Source organism: Streptomyces sp. NPDC096136, from assembly GCF_044763325.1.
In the GTDB taxonomy this organism is placed as follows: domain Bacteria; phylum Actinomycetota; class Actinomycetes; order Streptomycetales; family Streptomycetaceae; genus Streptomyces.
Genome location: NZ_JBIWFZ010000011.1, coordinates 182,460 through 197,441 on the forward strand (window position 1 = coordinate 182,460; position 14,982 = coordinate 197,441).

The window sequence follows — 14,982 nt, forward strand, 5'->3', positions numbered from 1 at the left end:
ACGTGATGTGCCGAAAAGACGTTACGTCAGACGGGTGTACGGCGAAAGGATCGCGTGATGGGGGACCCGCGCAGGGCCGGCGCCGCGGCGGGCACGGGAGCCGCGGGCTTCTCGGCGGCCGGACGCCTGATCGAACTGGCCGAGGCGGTCCGCGCGGATCCCGCCCTGTCGCGCGACGCGCTCGCCGCGCTGCTCGCCCGGCACGGGGAGCACCCCGCCGACCTCGTCCCGGAGGCCTTCGGGGAGCCGGATGCGGCCGTCCTGCGCGCCGCGGCGCGGCGCATGGCGCCCGTCCTCGCCGAGACCGACGAGGACCGGGCGGCCCGGGCCCTCAACGGGCTGCTGGAGGAGTGCGGCGGCCGGCCCCGGCTGACCCGGCACGACGGCCACCCCTGGCACCTGCACGCGGACCGGGCCGACGGAGGGGACTGGGGGGACTGGTTCCTCGCCTCCGGCGCCCTCGCCCTCGCCCAGCTGCTCACCGAGCACGGCCGCATCGTCTGGGGCGCCTGCCCGGCCGCCGGCTGCGGCCGGCTCTTCCTGGGCACCGGACCCGGCAGCGCGCGCCGCTACTGCTCGCCCGCCTGCGCCACGCGCGCCCGGGTCGCCGCCCACCGCAGGCGCCGGCGCGAGGGGGCGTCGGGTCCGGCCGCCGCCGGTGGCGGCCCTGCGATCAGCCCGCTTCCTTGACCTGGGCCGCCGTCGGCGCGGTCCCGCCCAGGTGCGCCGGCAGCCACCAGGAGTCCTCGGCGCCCTGCGGCTTGGCCGGGTAGGCGGCCTGCGCCGCCTCCAGCAGCTCCTGCACGCGCTCGCGCAGGCGGCGGGTGATGGCGCCGGCGTACTGGTCCTTCGGCGCCTCGATCGGCTCGCCGACGCGCAGGGTCACCGGGATGTGGCTGCGCTTGAGGTTCTTCGGGCGGCCCTTGGTCCACAGCCGCTGGGTGCCCCACAGCGCCACCGGGATCAGCGGCACCCCGGCCTCCTGCGCCATGCGCGCGGCGCCCGACTTGAAGCTCTTGAGGGTGAACGACTGGGAGATCGTCGCCTCCGGGAACACCCCGATGATCTCGCCGGACCGCAGCGAGTCCAGGGCGTGCTGGTAGGCGGACTCGCCCTGCTGCCGGTCCACGGGGATGTGCTTCATCGCCCGCATCAGCGGACCGGACACCTTGTGCCGGAACACCGACTCCTTGGCCATGAAGCGCACCAGGCGCTTCTGCGGCCGCGCCGTCAGGCCGGCGAAGATGAAGTCGAGGTAGCCGATGTGGTTCGACACGAGGACCGCCCCGCCCTTGCGCGGGATGTTCTCGGTGCCCTTCATGTCGATGCGGATGTCGAGCGCGCGGAAGAGCGTGTGTGCGGCGCCGATCACCGGGGGGTAGACGAGCTCAGCCATGGGGAGACCCCGCTTTCTGCCTGGGGAGGTGCTCCCGGCCGGAAGTTACGGAAGCGTAGGTACGCGACCATGGGGATCGTGCCCGAAACGCGGCGCGCTGGCCAGCCCAGACGCCCGCGGCCGAGGAGATCCTCGTCACGCGGGGAATGCCGCGCGCGCGGCCGGCGCTCGGACGGGGAGAGCCTCCCGGCCCCGGCCGGGGTGGTGCGTACATGGGGACAGGGTAGACAGGAGCGGGCGTGCCCGGACACGAGGAGGCCGCCCCGGCGGCGGCCGCACAGGGGCGCCTGGGCGCCGCGGAACTGGGCCGGGAGCCGGGGGAGCGGGCCAGCCTGGTGCAGTTCTCCAGCGCCTTCTGCCAGCCCTGCCGGGCCACCCGCAGGATCCTGGCCGAGGTCGCCGAAATGGTGGACGGGGTCGCGCACATCGAGATCGACGCCGAGCGCAACCTCGGGCTCGTGCGCGCCCTGGGCGTGGAGAAGACCCCGACCGTGTTCGTCCTGGACGGCGCTGGCCGGATCGTGCGGCGGGCCGCCGGGATGCCGCGCAAGGCCGATGTGATCGCCGCGCTGGGTGCGGCGGTGGGGCCGGTGCGCCGGTGCGCGCCCCCGCACACAGCGTGACGCGCCTGACATCTGCCCGCTGCGGCTTGACTGTGTACACGGGAGATCGCCAGGCTGGCGGCATGCGGTATGAACTCCTTCTCCACCGGCGGGTCCACGTGGACCTCGTCCGGTGCGCGAGTGCGCGCTGTTGGGATCGCTGAACGCCCCCGACCCCCGATCCCCGACCGCCCTCCCGCGACCACCGCGGCAGAAGGAAGGCCCCCCATGACGGCCACGACGGCCCCCGCGGCCTCGCCCGCATCCCTCGCCCCCGCCTCCCCCGACGACCTCGGCCGCGCCCCGCTGCCCGGCTCGCCCGAGCTGCTCCGCTCCGTCTTCCGCCGGCACGCCGCCGGGGTCGCGGTGATCACGGCGGAGGGCGGCGGCCGCCCCGCGGGCTTCACGGCGACCTCGCTCAACTCGGTCTCCGCCGATCCGCCGATGCTCTCGTTCACCATCGGCACGGGGGCCTCCAGCTGGCCGGCCGTGCGGGACGGCGAGTACCTCGGCGTCCACATACTCGGGGAGCACCAGCGGGAGCTGGCCGGGCTCTTCGCGCGCAGCGGGGCCGACCGCTTCGGGCCGGACACGGCCTGGGCGCCGGGGCCGCACGGGGTGCCGCTGCTGGACGGGGTGCTGGCGTGGCTGGTGTGCCGCGTCGTGGCGAGGGTGCCCGCGGGGGCGCACCGTGTGATCATCGCGGAGGCCGTGGCGGGGGACCCCGCAGGGGAGGGGCGGCCCCTGTTGTACCACCAGGGTCGCTTCAACGCGTTGCGCGACTGAATCGTCCCTGCTGGGACCGGTTCGGGCGGCGTTGGCCAGATCACAGTTCAGTGGCCTTGCCACCGGGCGGGACCCACTGTGTACTGACGAGTAACATTCCCTTCGGAGCGGGGCCCGCCCCGACCGGGGTCCGCGCCGGAAGGCGCCTATGCTGCCTCCACAAGGCGGTATCAGTAGCGGTATCTGTAAAAGACGATGCGGTAGGAGAGCCGGCGTGAGCCTGAGGATCGTTGTCTGTGTGAAGTACGTGCCCGACGCCACCGGCGACCGGCACTTCGCCGATGACCTGACGGTCGACCGCGACGACGTCGACGGTCTGCTGTCGGAGCTCGACGAGTACGCCGTCGAGCAGGCGCTCCAGATCGCCGACGAGGCCGACGACGCCGAGATCACCGTCCTGACGGTGGGCCCCGAGGACGCCAAGGACGCGCTGCGCAAGGCGCTGTCGATGGGCGCCGACAAGGCCATCCACGTCGAGGACGACGACCTGCACGGCTCCGACGTCATCGGCACCTCCGTGGTGCTGGCGAAGGCGGTCGAGAAGGCCGGCTACGACCTGGTCATCACGGGCATGGCCTCGACCGACGGCACCATGGGCGTCCTCCCGGCGATCCTGGCCGAGCGCCTGGGCGTCCCGCAGGTCAGCCTGCTCTCCGAGGTCAAGGTCGAGGACGGCACCGTCACGGGCCGCCGCGACGGCGACTCCGCGAGCGAGCAGCTGGAGGCCTCCCTCCCGGCGCTCGTCTCGGTGACGGACCAGTCGGGCGAGGCCCGCTACCCGTCCTTCAAGGGCATCATGGCGGCCAAGAAGAAGCCGGTGGAGTCCTGGGACCTGTCCGACCTGGACCTGGACGCCGAAGAGGTGGGCCTCGAGGGCGCCTACACCGTGGTCGAGTCCGCGGCGCAGCGCCCGGCCCGCACCGCCGGCACCGTCGTCAAGGACGAGGGCGAGGGCGGCAAGCAGCTGGCCGAGTTCCTGGCCGGCCAGAAGTTCATCTAAGGGCTTCGGCCTCCCCAGTAGCCCCCAGACACCTCGCAAAGCAGGAGAGCAGTCCCATGGCTGAAGTTCTCGTCTACGTCGACCACGTGGACGGCGCCGTCCGCAAGCCCACCCTCGAGCTGCTGACGCTGGCCCGCCGCGTCGGCGAGCCCGTCGCCGTCGCCCTGGGCGCCGGTGCCGAGGCCACCGCCGCCGTGCTCGCCGAGCACGGTGCCGTCAAGGTCCTCACCGCCGACGCCCCCGAGTTCGCGGACTACCTCGTGGTCCCGAAGGTCGACGCGCTCCAGGCCGCGTACGACGCCGTCTCCCCGGCCGCCGTGCTCGTCCCGTCCTCCGCCGAGGGCAAGGAGATCGCCGCGCGCCTCGCCGTGCGCATCGGCTCCGGCATCATCACCGACGCCATCGACCTGGAGGCCGGTGACGAGGGTCCGGTCGCGACGCAGTCCGCCTTCGCCGCGTCCTTCACCACCAAGTCCCGCGTGTCCAAGGGCACCCCGGTCATCACCGTGAAGCCGAACTCGGCCCCGGTCGAGGCCGCCCCGGCCGCCGGCGCCGTCGAGGCGCTCGCCGTCACCTTCGGCGCCCTGGCCACCGGCACCAAGGTCGTCTCCCGCACCCCGCGCGAGTCCACGGGCCGCCCGGAGCTGACCGAGGCCGCGATCGTCGTCTCCGGCGGCCGCGGCGTCAACGGCGCGGAGAACTTCCACCTCATCGAGGAGCTCGCGGACTCCCTCGGTGCGGCGGTCGGCGCCTCGCGCGCCGCGGTCGACGCCGGCTGGTACCCGCACACCAACCAGGTCGGCCAGACCGGCAAGTCGGTCTCCCCGCAGCTGTACATCGCGACCGGCATCTCCGGCGCGATCCAGCACCGGGCCGGCATGCAGACGTCGAAGACCATCGTGGCCATCAACAAGGACGCCGAGGCCCCGATCTTCGACCTGGTCGACTACGGCGTGGTCGGCGACCTCTTCGAGGTCGTCCCGCAGCTGACGGGCGAGATCAAGGCGCGCAAGGGCTGATTCCCGCCGCCGGTCGCTGACCTGCGTATCTCTTGGCCTCCGGGGCCGTGTGGTGAGTGTCACCGCACGGCCCCGAGTCGTTTGTCCCACCCGCTGGAGGGACCATTGACGGAGCGGAAGGCCCATGACTAAATTCTGCTATGCGGATCTAGGCTTCCGTGAAGTGGAAAAGAGGAGAGTGCACGATGGGTCAGCAGGAGAAGGTGGCGACGAGCCTCGCAGGCGCGGTCAGCGAGGGCATCAGCGCCTCCCTGGCGCCGGTGGACGCGGAACTCGCGCGCCACTACCCGGGCGACCCCGGCACCCGCCAGCCCATCCACACCGTCTACGTACCCGGTGACGTCTTCGCCGCCGACACCATCCGCTCCTGGGGCGACCAGGCCCTCGCGGCCCTGGACGAGCACGCGCCCGACGCGGAGACCTTCGCGAAGGTGCTCGGCATCTCCGACGAACTGGCCGTCCCGGTCTACGACCGCGTGCGCGCCAAGCTCGCCACCGAGCCGATCGAGGACCTGCGCGTGGACTTCGAGGACGGCTTCGGCGTCCGCTCCGACGAGGAGGAGGACCAGGCCGCGGCCCGCGCCGCCCGCCTCGTCTCGGAGGCCTTCTCCAACGGCACGAACGCCCCGTACATGGGCATCCGCATGAAGTGCATGGAGTCCAACGTCCGCGACCGCGGCATCCGCACCACGGACGTCTTCCTCTCCGGCCTGCTGGAGCACGGCGGCCTGCCCGAGGGCCTCGTCCTGACCCTGCCCAAGGTCACCTACGCCGAGCAGGTCAGCGCCTTCGTCAAGCTGCTGGAAGCCTTCGAGGGCACCCGCGGCCTGCGCCCGGGCCGGATCGGCTTCGAGATCCAGATCGAGACCAGCCAGTCCATCCTGGCCTCCGACGGCACCGCCACCGTGGCCCGGATGATCGAGGCCTCCCAGGGCCGCGCCACGGGCCTGCACTACGGCACCTTCGACTACAGCGCCTGCGTCGGCGTCTCCGCCGCCTACCAGGCCAGCGACCACCCCGCCGCCGACCACGCGAAGGCGATCATGCAGGTGGCGGCCGCCGGCACCGGCGTACGCGTTTCCGACGGCTCGACGAACGTCAAGCCCGTCGGCACCACCGAGCAGGTCCACGAGGCCTGGCGGCTGCACTACGGCCTGACCCGCCGCGCCCTGGCCCGCGCCTACTACCAGGGCTGGGACATGCACCCGGCGCACCTGCCGACCCGCTACGCGGCCGTCTTCACCTTCTACCGCGAGGGCCTGGAGGCCGCCGCCGCGCGCCTGAAGGCGTACGTGGCGAAGATCGAGGGCGACGTGATGGACGAGCCCGCCACCGCCAAGGCCCTGGCCGGCTACCTGGTCCGCGGGCTCGACTGCGGCGCCGTCGGCGCCGACGAGGTCACCGCCCTGACCGGCCTGACCCGCGCCGAACTGGACGCCTTCGCCATCCCGCGCCGCTCGGCGACCCTGACCGCGACGGCCTGAGCCCGCGGCCCCGTACGGCCCGGCCCCGGACCACCGGGGCCGGGCCGCCGGCGTGTGCGGGGACTCAGCCGGCGGCCGGCGGGAGTTCGCCCGAGCCGCGCGGGATCAGGCGGGTGGGCAGGACGATGCGGGACGGGGGGAGGGCGGCGCCCGACAGGCGCTGGAAGAGGCGGCCCGTGGCCGTGCGGCCCAGGGCCGCCGGGTCCTGGGCGACCACCGTGACGCCGGGGCGCAGCAGGTCGGCGAGTTCGAAGTCGTCGAAGCCGACCAGGGCCACGGGCCGGGACAGCGCCGCGAGGACCCGCACGGCGGTGACGGTGACCCGGTTGTTGCCCGCGAAGAGGGCGGTGACCGGCTCCGGGCCCGCCAGCATCGCCCGGGCCGCCGACGTCACCCGCTCGGGGGCGGTGGATCCGAGGGAGACCCAGGCCCCGGACACCGGCAGGCCGGCCCGCGCCATCGCCTCGCGGTAGCCGCGCAGGCGCTCGGCGGCGGTGTGGATGCGCGCGTGGTCGCCGATGAACCCGATCCGCCGGTGCCCGGCCGCGATCAGGTGCGCCACTCCGTCGCGGGCCCCGCCGAAGCTGTCCGACAGGACGACGTCCGCCTCGATCCGGCCCGCCGGACGGTCCACGAACACGGTCGCCACCCCGGCCCGGATCTCCGGCTCCAGATAGCGGTGGTCGTCGCCGGCCGGGATCACGATCAGCCCGTCCACCCGGCGGGCGCACAGCGCGAGCGCCAACTCCCGCTCCCGGTCCGGGTCCTCGGCGCTGGAGCCGTTGACCAGCAGCGCGCCGTGGGCGCGGGCCACCTCCTCGACCGCCCGGTTGAGCGGTCCGTAGAAGGGGTCGGCGAGGTCCTCCAGCACCAGGCCGACGGTCGCGGTGCGGCCCTTGCGCAGCACGCGGGCGCTGTCGTTGCGCCGGAAGCCGAGCGCCTCGATGGCCTCCTGGACCCGCTGTTCGGTGTCCCGGGTCACCCCCGGCTCGCCGTTGACGACCCGGGAGACCGTCTTCAGGCCGACGCCCGCCCGGGCCGCCACGTCCTTCATGGTCGGCCGGTTGCCGTAACGGGGTTCGGACGGGCGGGGGTTCTGCGGCACGGCGGGCGGTCCTCCGGAGCTCGGGGCGGGGTGCTCTGACCCCGAGGATATGCACTCGGCCGGAGAGCGGGTTTCCGTGGCAGGGTGGGGCGGGCAAGCCACTGGGGGCTTCGGAGGCGAGCCAATGGGAGAGGGGTAGACGTGATTGTCTGGATCAACGGCGCTTTCGGTGCCGGGAAGACCAGTACGGCCCGCGAACTGGTCGGACTGCTGCCGGACAGCACCCTGTACGACCCGGAGCTCATCGGGGACGCGCTGCGCGGCCTCCTGCCGGGCAAACGCCTCGCCGAGGTCGACGACTACCAGGACCTGCCGAGTTGGCGGCGGCTCGTCGTCGACGCTGCGGCGGCGGTGCTGGCGGAGGTGGGCGGGGTGCTCGTCGTACCGATGACGCTGCTGCGGCAGGAGTACCGGGACGAGGTCTTCGGGGCGCTCGCGGCCCGCCGGATCCCCGTGCGGCACGTGCTGCTGGCCCCGGCGGAAACGATCCTGCGCGAGCGCGTCGCCCACCGCGGCGGGCCGGGGGACCCACAGGCGGCGGACGAACGGGTCCGGCAGTGGTCCCTCGGCCACATCCCCGCGTACCGGCAGGCGCTGGGCTGGCTGACCGCCGACGCGCACGTCGTCGACAACGGGCACCTGACGGTACGGGAGACGGCGCAGCGGATCGCCGACGCCGTGCGGACGGACACGGCGGCGGTCTGCGACATCGTGCAGACCCCGGAGCCGACGCGGGAGACGGTGGCGGCGGGGGTCCTGCTCTTCGACGACGGGGACCGGGTGCTCCTGGTGGATCCGACGTACAAGCCGGGCTGGGAGTTCCCGGGCGGGGTCGTCGAGGCGGGCGAGGCGCCGGCCCGGGCGGGCGTGCGCGAGGTCGAGGAGGAGCTGGACCTGACGCTGGAGCGGGTGCCGGAGCTGCTGGTGGTGGACTGGGAGCCGCCTCGGTCCCCGGCCTACGGAGGGCTGCGGCTGCTGTTCGACGGCGGCCGGCTGACGCAGCCGCAGGCCGCGCGGCTGCGGTTGCCGGGGCCGGAGCTGAGGGCCTGGCGGTTCGTCACCGAGGAGGAGGCGGCGCAGATGCTGCCGCCGCAGCGGTACGAGCGGCTGCGGTGGGCGCTGCGGGCCCGGGAGCGGGGCCTCCCCCTGTACCTGGAGGCGGGCCGCCCGACGCCGTAGCCCTGCCGGCCGGCGGGGCTGCGGACGGCCCCGCCGGCGCTCGGGGGGAGCGCGCCGCGGGCCTCCGGGTCCACGCGGGCGGTCAGGCCCCCGCCCGGGCGGCGGCCGCCGCTTCGCCCAGGGCCCGCGCGGTGTGCTCCGTGCGCGGGTCGCCGTGGCCGAAGCAGGCCACCGCCGGGGCCAGGGCGGCCAGCCGGCGGAAGGAGGCGAGGGCCAGGTCGCGGTCGGTGTTGAAGACGCCGAGCATCACCTCGCCCACCCCCGCGACGCAGTCCCCGGTGAACAGCACCCCGTGCTCCGGGAGGTGGACGCCGATGCTGCCCGGGGTGTGCCCGGGGGAGTGGACCACCACCGCCCCGCCGCCGAAGGGCAGCACCTCGCCGTCCTCCAGCTCCCGGTCGACCCGGGTCGGCGGGGCCTCGGGCACCGTCAGGCCGTGCGCGTACAGCGGGACCTCCCAGTCCAGCAGCACCGGTTCGGGCACCGGGCGGTCGCCCCGCACCACCGGTGCGTCCAGGCGGTGGGCCAGGACCTCGGCGCCCCGGCGGGCGGCGAGTTCACCGGCGGACCCGACGTGGTCGCGGTGGCAGTGGGTCAGGACGATCCGCTCCAGTGCCCCGGGCGCGAGGCCGAGGGAGCGTATCGCCGCCTCGATCGCGTCGGCGGCGCCCGCCGGTCCGGAGTCGACCAGGGTCAGGGCCTCCCCGCCGCGGTCCTGCCAGAGGTAGGCCTGACCGATCGGGAAGCGCAGCATGTGCAGCCGGTTCGGGAGTACTTCGACGAGATCCATACGGAGAACGTAGGCACCGGACCCGGCCCGTGCCCGCGGGTTCGCCGGGAGCGCAGTACGCCCGGGGCGCACTGCGCCCCGGGCGTACACCGGAGCCCCGGGCGTCAGGCGCGCTTGGACTCCGCGTAGTTCACCAGGAAGAGGGCCTCGGCCACCGAGAGCCGCTCCAGCTCCTCCGGGGACACGCTCTCGTTCACCGCGTGGATCTGGGCCTCCGGCTCGCTCAGGCCGATCAGCAGCATCTCCGCCCGCGGGTAGAGGGAGGTGAGGGTGTTGCACAGCGGGATCGACCCGCCCATGCCGCTGATCTGCATCTCCTGGCCGTCGTACGCCTCCCGCAGGGCGGCCGCCATCGACGCGTACGCCGGGCTGGTGGTGTCCGCCTGGAACGGCTGGCCCTGGCCCACGACCTCCAGCTCCAGCTTCGCCTTCCACGGGGTGTGCGCGACGAGGTGCGCCTCCAGCAGCTTGATGGCCTCGGCGGTGTCCACGCCCGGCGGAACGCGCAGGCTGATCAGCGCCCCGGCCCCGGCGTGCACCGAGGGCGTGGCGCCGACCACCGGCGGGCAGTCGATGCCGAGCACGGTGACGGCCGGACGGGCCCACAGCCGGTCCGCGATGGTCCCCTCACCGATCAGCTCGACCCCGTCCAGCACCTTGGCGTCGGCGCGGAAGTCCGCCTCGGGGTACTGCAGGCCGTCCCACACCGCGTCGGAGGCCAGGCCGTCGACCGTCGTCGAGCCGTCCGCCGAGCGCAGCGAGTCCAGCAGGCGGATCAGGGCGGCCAGCGCGTCGGGGGCGGCGCCGCCGAACATCCCGGAGTGCAGGTTCCCGCCCAGGGTCTCGATCCGGACCTTGATCAGGGTCATGCCGCGCAGGGTCGCCGTCACCGTCGGCAGGCCCAGGCGGAAGTTGCCCGCGTCGCCGATCACGATGGTGTCGGCGGTCAGCAGCTCGGGGTGCGCCTCGGCGTACTGCTGGAGGCCGCCGGTTCCCTGCTCCTCCGAACCCTCCACGATCACCTTCACGGAGACCGGCACGCCGCCGTTGGCCTTCAGCGCGCGCAGCGCCAGCAGGTGCATGATGAAGCCGCCCTTGCAGTCCGCCGCGCCGCGCCCGTACCAGCGGCCGTCGCGCTCGGTCAGCTCGAAGGCCGGGGAGATCCAGGCGGCGTCGTCCAGCGGCGGCTGCACGTCGTAGTGCGCGTACAGCAGGACGGTCGGGGCGCCCTCGGGGCCGGGCAGGAACCCGTACACCGACTGCGTGCCGTCGGGGGTGTCGAGCAGGGCCACGTCCTGGAAGCCCTCGGCGCGCAGGGCGTCGGCCACCCAGTCGGCGGCTCCCTCGCTCTCGCTCCTGGGGAACTGCGCCCAGTCCGCGACCGACTGGAACGCCACCAGCTCGGCCAGCTCCGTCTTGGCGCGGGGCATCAGCGAGGCGACGGTCTCGGCGATCGGATGCTGCGACATGGGCACGCTCCTCTTGGGTGCGACGTTGTACACGGTGTACGCCGGGGTACGGCGGGGTCCGTTCGATCCTCGCACAGCGTGGCGAGGGGGCCGCGCGCCGTAGGATCTTCACGGCATCCGAGCTACGTGTGATCAGGAGCAGCAGCACATCGTGACCAGCGACGACAGCATTGACGGCGGATCCGGCAGGGAAGCGGAGCAGGCGGCCGAGGCCGCGGCCGGTACCGGGGCCGAGGCCCGGGCCGGGGAGGCGGGGGACGCGGCGGACGGCGGCGCCGGCGAGGTGTGGGACGTCGTCGTGGTCGGCGCCGGCCCGGCCGGGGCGATGGCCGCGTACGCGGCGGCGACCGCGGGGCGGCGCGTCCTGCTGCTGGAGAAGGCCGAACTGCCCCGGTACAAGACCTGCGGCGGCGGCATCATCGGCCCCTCGCGCGACGCCCTCCCGCCGGGCTTCGTGCTGCCCTTCAAGGACCGGGTCCACGCGGTCACCTTCTCCCTGGACGGGAAGCTGGCGCGCACCCGGCGCTCGAAGCGCATGCTGTTCGGGCTCATCAACCGGCCCGAGTTCGACGCGGCGCTGGTCGCGGAGGCCGAGAAGGCCGGCGCGACGCTGCGCACGCGGACGGCCGTGAGCCGGGTTGAGCAGCACGGCGCGTCCGTGCCCGACCGGCGCACGGTCGCCGTGGTGCTGGCGGACGGGGAGACCGTGCTGGCCCGGGCCGTGGTCGGTGCGGACGGCAGCGCGAGCCGCATCGGCGCCCACGTCGGGGTGGAGATGGAGCAGGTGGACCTCGGGCTGGAGGCCGAGATCCCGGTCCCGGCGACCGTCGCCGAGGACTGGAAGGGCCGCGTCCTCATCGACTGGGGTCCGATGCCCGGCAGTTACGGCTGGGTCTTCCCCAAGGGCGACACGCTCACGGTCGGGGTCATCTCGGCGAAGGGCGAGGGCGCCGCGACCAAGCGCTACCTGGACGACTTCATCGCCCGGCTGGGCCTGGCCGGCTTCGAACCGGCCGTCTCCTCCGGTCACCTGACCCGCTGCCGCACGCCCGGGTCGCCGCTGTCGCGCGGCCGGGTGCTGGTCGCGGGCGACGCGGCCGGGCTCCTGGAGCCGTGGACCCGCGAGGGGATCTCCTTCGCGCTGCGTTCGGGACGGCTCGCGGGGGAGTGGGCCGCGAAGATCGCCGAGGCGCAGGACGCGGTGGACGCGCGGCGCCAGGCGCTGAACTACGCCTTCGCGGTCAAGGCCGGGCTGGGCGTCGAGATGAGCGTGGGCAAGCGGATGCTGACCCTGTTCGAGTCCCGTCCGGGGCTGATGCACGGGGCGCTGGCGGGTCTGCGGCCCGCCTGGAACTCCTTCGCGGGGATCACGCGGGGGTCGACGACGCTGGCCGACCTGGTCCGTACGCATCCCCTGGCGCGCAAGGCGCTGCACCTGATGGACGCCCGTCTGGCGCGCAGCGGCCGGAGCTGACACCGGCGGGTGCCATCCCGCGCCGAGGCGGCGGGGCGGGTACGGGGGTACGGGGGCACGGCCGTCCGGCGGGGTTCAGCCGGTCACCGCGATGCGGAAGACCGGGTGGTCCCCGGCGGCGGCCCGGAGCTCGGCGTCCGTGGACTTCGCCGTGACGCCCTGGAAGAAGCGGTTGACCTCCCAGCCCCACTTCTCCAGGTAGGCGCGGAGCACGGCCGCCTTCTCCGCCGGGTCGGTGAGCTCCGTGGCGGTGAAGGTGCGGACCTTGCGGCCCACGCGCAGCTCGCCGCCGCCCGCCGCGCGCATGTTGCGGACCCACTGGGAGTGGCCGCGGGCCGAGACCAGGTACTGGGCGCCTTCGAAGGTGTGCGGGTTGACCGGGATGCGCTGCATCGTGCCGGAGACGCGGCCGCGCACCGACAGCTCCGCGGTGCCGGCCAGGCTGATGCCGATGCGGGCGAGCTTGCCGAAGAGGGAGTTGAAGCGGGTTTCGAGCGGGCCGGCCTGGACGTAGTGCGGGGTGGACGCGTTCACGGTGACCTCCGGGGCGATGCGGACTGCGATTACGAGAGCACTGCTCTCGCTTGAGATCAGTGTGCACGGATCGGTGCGCCAAAGCAAGAGCAGTGCTCTCTGAAGAGTGCGCTGCTCTGATTTCTGTGCACTGCTCCACGTGTATGTCACACTGATCCCCATGAGCACCGTGCGAGGAGCCAGGGAACGGGCCCGTATCGAGGTCACCGCCGCCATCAAGGACGAGGCGCGCCGCCGGCTCGCGGAGGAGGGGGCCGCCAAGCTCTCGCTGCGCGCGGTCGCCCGCGAGCTCGGCATGGTCTCCTCGGCCCTCTACCGCTACTTCCCCAGCCGTGACGACCTGCTGACCGCGCTGATCATCGACGCCTACGACAGCGTGGGCGCGGCCGCCGAGGCGGCCGGGGCCCAGGCCCTCGCCGCCGGCGCCCCGCCCCGCGCCCGCTGGACCGCCGTCTGCCGGGCCTTCCGCGCCTGGGCGCTGGCGCACCCGCACGAGTACGCCCTCGTCTACGGCTCGCCCGTCCCGGGCTACAGCGCGCCCCAGGACACCATCGTCCCCGCCTCCCGGGTCGCCAACGTCCTCATCGGCATCCTCCGCTCCGCCCACGCGGGCCACGGCCTCGCCCTGCCGCCCCTGCCCGCGGCCCTGCGCGCCGAGGCCGACCGGATGACGGCCGCATTCGCCGAGGGCCTGCCGCCCGAGGTCTCGGCAGCCCTCGTCGTCGCCTGGGCGCAGCTGGGCGGCCTCGTCTCCTTCGAGCTGTTCGGCCAGTTCGACAACGTCGTCGAGGAACGCGACGCCCTCTTCGCGCACGCCGCGGGCCAGCTCGCCCAGGCGGTGGGCCTGCCGGCGGTCTGACGGCGGTCGTTCGGCGGCGGGTAGTTGGCGTCGTCGGTCCGGCGTCGGTCGTTCGGCGGCGGGTCGGGCCACCGCCTTCGCCCCGGCGCGGATTCACGGGATGAGGTGACGCCTCGTCCGTCTGTTCCTCGTACCGATGTCGGCGATTCGGCCCTGACGGCCGGAAGGCGCCCCTACTGTTCCTCGGGTCGCCCCCTGCCGCCGCCGGAGGAACCGCCATGGCCCTGGTGCCCGCCCGCGCCCTGAAGGCCCTCGGCGCCGTCCTGCTGACCGGGCTGCTCGCCGCACCCGCCCCGGCCGTGACGGCGTCCGCCGAGGCGCCCTCCTCCGGATCCGCCGCCGGCTCCGGTCCGGCCGCGCGCGTCGGCTCCGGCACGCCCCGCGCCCCCGGCGAGCGCGGCCTGGAGATCGCCGTCCCCGCCTACGCCCGGACCGACGACCCGGTGCTGGCCCAGCTGACCGCCACCGGCCCCGCCGCCTCGGTCGTCGTCCTCAACCCCGGCAACGGCGACGCCCCGTTCGACTCCTCCTGGCGCGCCCGCGCGGACGCCCTGCGCTCCGGCACCACCGCCACGGGCGGGCGGCCCAAGGTCCTCGGCTACGTCCACACCGACCGCGGAGACCGCGACACCGCCGCCGTCCGGGCCTCCGTGGACAACTACCTCAGGACCCCCGACGGGCGGCTCCACGTCGACGGCATCTTCTTCGACGTCGTCAGCCGCGACTGCGGACCCGGCGACGCCACCCGTGACCACTACGCCGCCCTGCGCCGCTACGTCCAGGAGACCATGCACGCCGTGGACCCCGACGTCCCCGACCTCGTCGTCGACAACCCCGGCACCGCGACGGCCGACTGCTACCTCGAACCCGGGCACCGCACCGCCGACGTCTTCGTCACGTACGAGGGCACGTACGCGGCGTACACCTCCGGCGGCTGGACCGGCGGGAACGTCTTCGACCCCGCCGGCGGCTACCGCCCGGGCGCCGAACTCGACCCGAGCGGCACGGCGTTCTGGCACCTCGTCCACGACGTCCCGGACGCCGCCGCCATGCGCACCACCCTCGCGACCGCCTTCGCGCGCGGCGCCGGATACGCCTACGCCACCGGCGCGACGATGCCCAACCCCTGGGACGCGGCCCCCGCGTGGACGTTCCGCTCCGAGACCGGCTACGCCGCCACCCTCGGCTAGGCCGCCGCCCCGCGCAGGGCCCCGCTGCCGCGAGATGCCGTGCGACAGGCCCGACGCTAGGATGAAAGACGGCATCAGGCCCCACGGAGCGCGCC

At 74.3% G+C, this 14,982-nt stretch carries 15 protein-coding genes; 10 read left to right on the plus strand and 5 right to left on the minus strand.

Going from position 1 to position 14,982, the window contains the following annotated elements; translation table 11 throughout:
- Positions 1-57 precede the first annotated feature (57 nt).
- Complete coding sequence (locus ACIRBY_RS23485; RefSeq protein WP_403903402.1) at positions 58-690, plus strand: CGNR zinc finger domain-containing protein; 633 nt, start codon at positions 58-60, stop codon at positions 688-690.
- On the opposite strand, the gene ACIRBY_RS23490 is transcribed toward ACIRBY_RS23485, so the two are convergent.
- Positions 674-1,396, minus strand: coding sequence for a lysophospholipid acyltransferase family protein (locus ACIRBY_RS23490; protein WP_403903404.1), 723 nt, complete (start codon positions 1,394-1,396; stop codon positions 674-676). The two genes, ACIRBY_RS23485 and ACIRBY_RS23490, sit on opposite strands and share 17 nt — an antisense overlap.
- Before the next feature lie 239 nt (positions 1,397-1,635).
- On the opposite strand from ACIRBY_RS23490, the gene ACIRBY_RS23495 reads away from it, so the two are divergent.
- From ACIRBY_RS23495 to ACIRBY_RS23515, 5 genes are all read left to right on the plus strand, one after another.
- A complete protein-coding gene (locus ACIRBY_RS23495; protein ID WP_403903407.1) occupies positions 1,636-2,019 on the plus strand; it encodes a TlpA family protein disulfide reductase in 384 nt (127 codons plus the stop codon).
- A gap of 207 nt (positions 2,020-2,226) precedes the next feature.
- Positions 2,227-2,784 carry a flavin reductase family protein gene (locus tag ACIRBY_RS23500; protein WP_403903409.1) on the plus strand — a complete coding sequence of 186 codons (558 nt, stop codon included), beginning with the start codon at positions 2,227-2,229 and terminating at the stop codon, positions 2,782-2,784.
- 214 nt (positions 2,785-2,998) lie between these two features.
- A complete protein-coding gene (locus tag ACIRBY_RS23505) occupies positions 2,999-3,784 on the plus strand; it encodes an electron transfer flavoprotein subunit beta/FixA family protein (RefSeq protein WP_403903412.1) in 786 nt (261 codons plus the stop codon).
- A 56-nt stretch (positions 3,785-3,840) separates the two neighbouring features.
- On the plus strand, positions 3,841-4,803 hold the full coding sequence (locus ACIRBY_RS23510) for an electron transfer flavoprotein subunit alpha/FixB family protein (RefSeq protein WP_403903413.1): 963 nt from the start codon (positions 3,841-3,843) through the stop codon (positions 4,801-4,803).
- Positions 4,804-4,988: 185 nt separating this feature from the next.
- Positions 4,989-6,287, plus strand: a complete 1,299-nt coding sequence (locus ACIRBY_RS23515) for a DUF6986 family protein (RefSeq protein WP_403903416.1) — start codon at positions 4,989-4,991, stop codon at positions 6,285-6,287.
- A 64-nt stretch (positions 6,288-6,351) separates the two neighbouring features.
- Here ACIRBY_RS23515 and ACIRBY_RS23520 read toward each other — a convergent pair whose 3' ends face one another.
- Positions 6,352-7,341, minus strand: coding sequence for a LacI family DNA-binding transcriptional regulator (locus ACIRBY_RS23520; protein ID WP_403903579.1), 990 nt, complete (start codon positions 7,339-7,341; stop codon positions 6,352-6,354).
- Between the two features lie 192 nt (positions 7,342-7,533).
- Here ACIRBY_RS23520 and ACIRBY_RS23525 point away from each other — a divergent pair, with 192 nt between their 5' ends.
- Positions 7,534-8,571 (plus strand): NUDIX domain-containing protein, encoded by a 1,038-nt coding sequence (locus ACIRBY_RS23525; protein ID WP_403903419.1) that lies wholly within the window; start codon positions 7,534-7,536, stop codon positions 8,569-8,571.
- 82 nt (positions 8,572-8,653) lie between these two features.
- Here ACIRBY_RS23525 and ACIRBY_RS23530 read toward each other — a convergent pair whose 3' ends face one another.
- Positions 8,654-9,361 carry an MBL fold metallo-hydrolase gene (locus tag ACIRBY_RS23530; protein WP_403903422.1) on the minus strand — a complete coding sequence of 236 codons (708 nt, stop codon included), beginning with the start codon at positions 9,359-9,361 and terminating at the stop codon, positions 8,654-8,656.
- A 104-nt stretch (positions 9,362-9,465) separates the two neighbouring features.
- Positions 9,466-10,830, minus strand: coding sequence for a dipeptidase (locus tag ACIRBY_RS23535; protein ID WP_403903424.1), 1,365 nt, complete (start codon positions 10,828-10,830; stop codon positions 9,466-9,468).
- A gap of 283 nt (positions 10,831-11,113) precedes the next feature.
- Between ACIRBY_RS23535 and ACIRBY_RS23540 the strand changes: the two genes are divergently transcribed.
- The gene (locus ACIRBY_RS23540; protein WP_390686726.1) at positions 11,114-12,304 is read left to right on the plus strand and encodes a geranylgeranyl reductase family protein; all 1,191 of its coding nucleotides are present in this window, start codon (positions 11,114-11,116) and stop codon (positions 12,302-12,304) included.
- Positions 12,305-12,379: 75 nt separating this feature from the next.
- On the opposite strand, the gene ACIRBY_RS23545 is transcribed toward ACIRBY_RS23540, so the two are convergent.
- Positions 12,380-12,838 carry a nitroreductase/quinone reductase family protein gene (locus ACIRBY_RS23545; protein WP_403903427.1) on the minus strand — a complete coding sequence of 153 codons (459 nt, stop codon included), beginning with the start codon at positions 12,836-12,838 and terminating at the stop codon, positions 12,380-12,382.
- Between the two features lie 160 nt (positions 12,839-12,998).
- Between ACIRBY_RS23545 and ACIRBY_RS23550 the strand changes: the two genes are divergently transcribed.
- Together ACIRBY_RS23550 and ACIRBY_RS23555 are read left to right on the plus strand one after the other, a co-directional pair.
- Entirely contained in the window at positions 12,999-13,697 is a 699-nt protein-coding gene (locus ACIRBY_RS23550; protein ID WP_403903430.1) for a TetR/AcrR family transcriptional regulator, read from the plus strand.
- 218 nt (positions 13,698-13,915) lie between these two features.
- The gene (locus ACIRBY_RS23555; protein WP_403903432.1) at positions 13,916-14,887 is read left to right on the plus strand and encodes a spherulation-specific family 4 protein; all 972 of its coding nucleotides are present in this window, start codon (positions 13,916-13,918) and stop codon (positions 14,885-14,887) included.
- The last annotated feature ends 95 nt before the right edge of the window (positions 14,888-14,982 follow it).

Excerpts from the sequence above, each read along its gene's own strand:
- ACIRBY_RS23485 (WP_403903402.1), top strand. The coding sequence starts at position 58 with ATGGGGGACCCGCGCAGGGCCGGCGCCGCGGCGGGCACGGGAGCCGCG.
- ACIRBY_RS23490 (WP_403903404.1), bottom strand. The coding sequence starts at position 1,396 with ATGGCTGAGCTCGTCTACCCCCCGGTGATCGGCGCCGCACACACGCTC.
- ACIRBY_RS23500 (WP_403903409.1), top strand. The coding sequence starts at position 2,227 with ATGACGGCCACGACGGCCCCCGCGGCCTCGCCCGCATCCCTCGCCCCC.
- ACIRBY_RS23510 (WP_403903413.1), top strand. The coding sequence starts at position 3,841 with ATGGCTGAAGTTCTCGTCTACGTCGACCACGTGGACGGCGCCGTCCGC.
- ACIRBY_RS23515 (WP_403903416.1), top strand. The coding sequence starts at position 4,989 with ATGGGTCAGCAGGAGAAGGTGGCGACGAGCCTCGCAGGCGCGGTCAGC.
- ACIRBY_RS23520 (WP_403903579.1), bottom strand. The coding sequence starts at position 7,341 with ATGAAGGACGTGGCGGCCCGGGCGGGCGTCGGCCTGAAGACGGTCTCC.
- ACIRBY_RS23530 (WP_403903422.1), bottom strand. The coding sequence starts at position 9,361 with ATGGATCTCGTCGAAGTACTCCCGAACCGGCTGCACATGCTGCGCTTC.
- ACIRBY_RS23535 (WP_403903424.1), bottom strand. The coding sequence starts at position 10,830 with ATGTCGCAGCATCCGATCGCCGAGACCGTCGCCTCGCTGATGCCCCGC.
- ACIRBY_RS23550 (WP_403903430.1), top strand. The coding sequence starts at position 12,999 with ATGAGCACCGTGCGAGGAGCCAGGGAACGGGCCCGTATCGAGGTCACC.
- ACIRBY_RS23555 (WP_403903432.1), top strand. The coding sequence starts at position 13,916 with ATGGCCCTGGTGCCCGCCCGCGCCCTGAAGGCCCTCGGCGCCGTCCTG.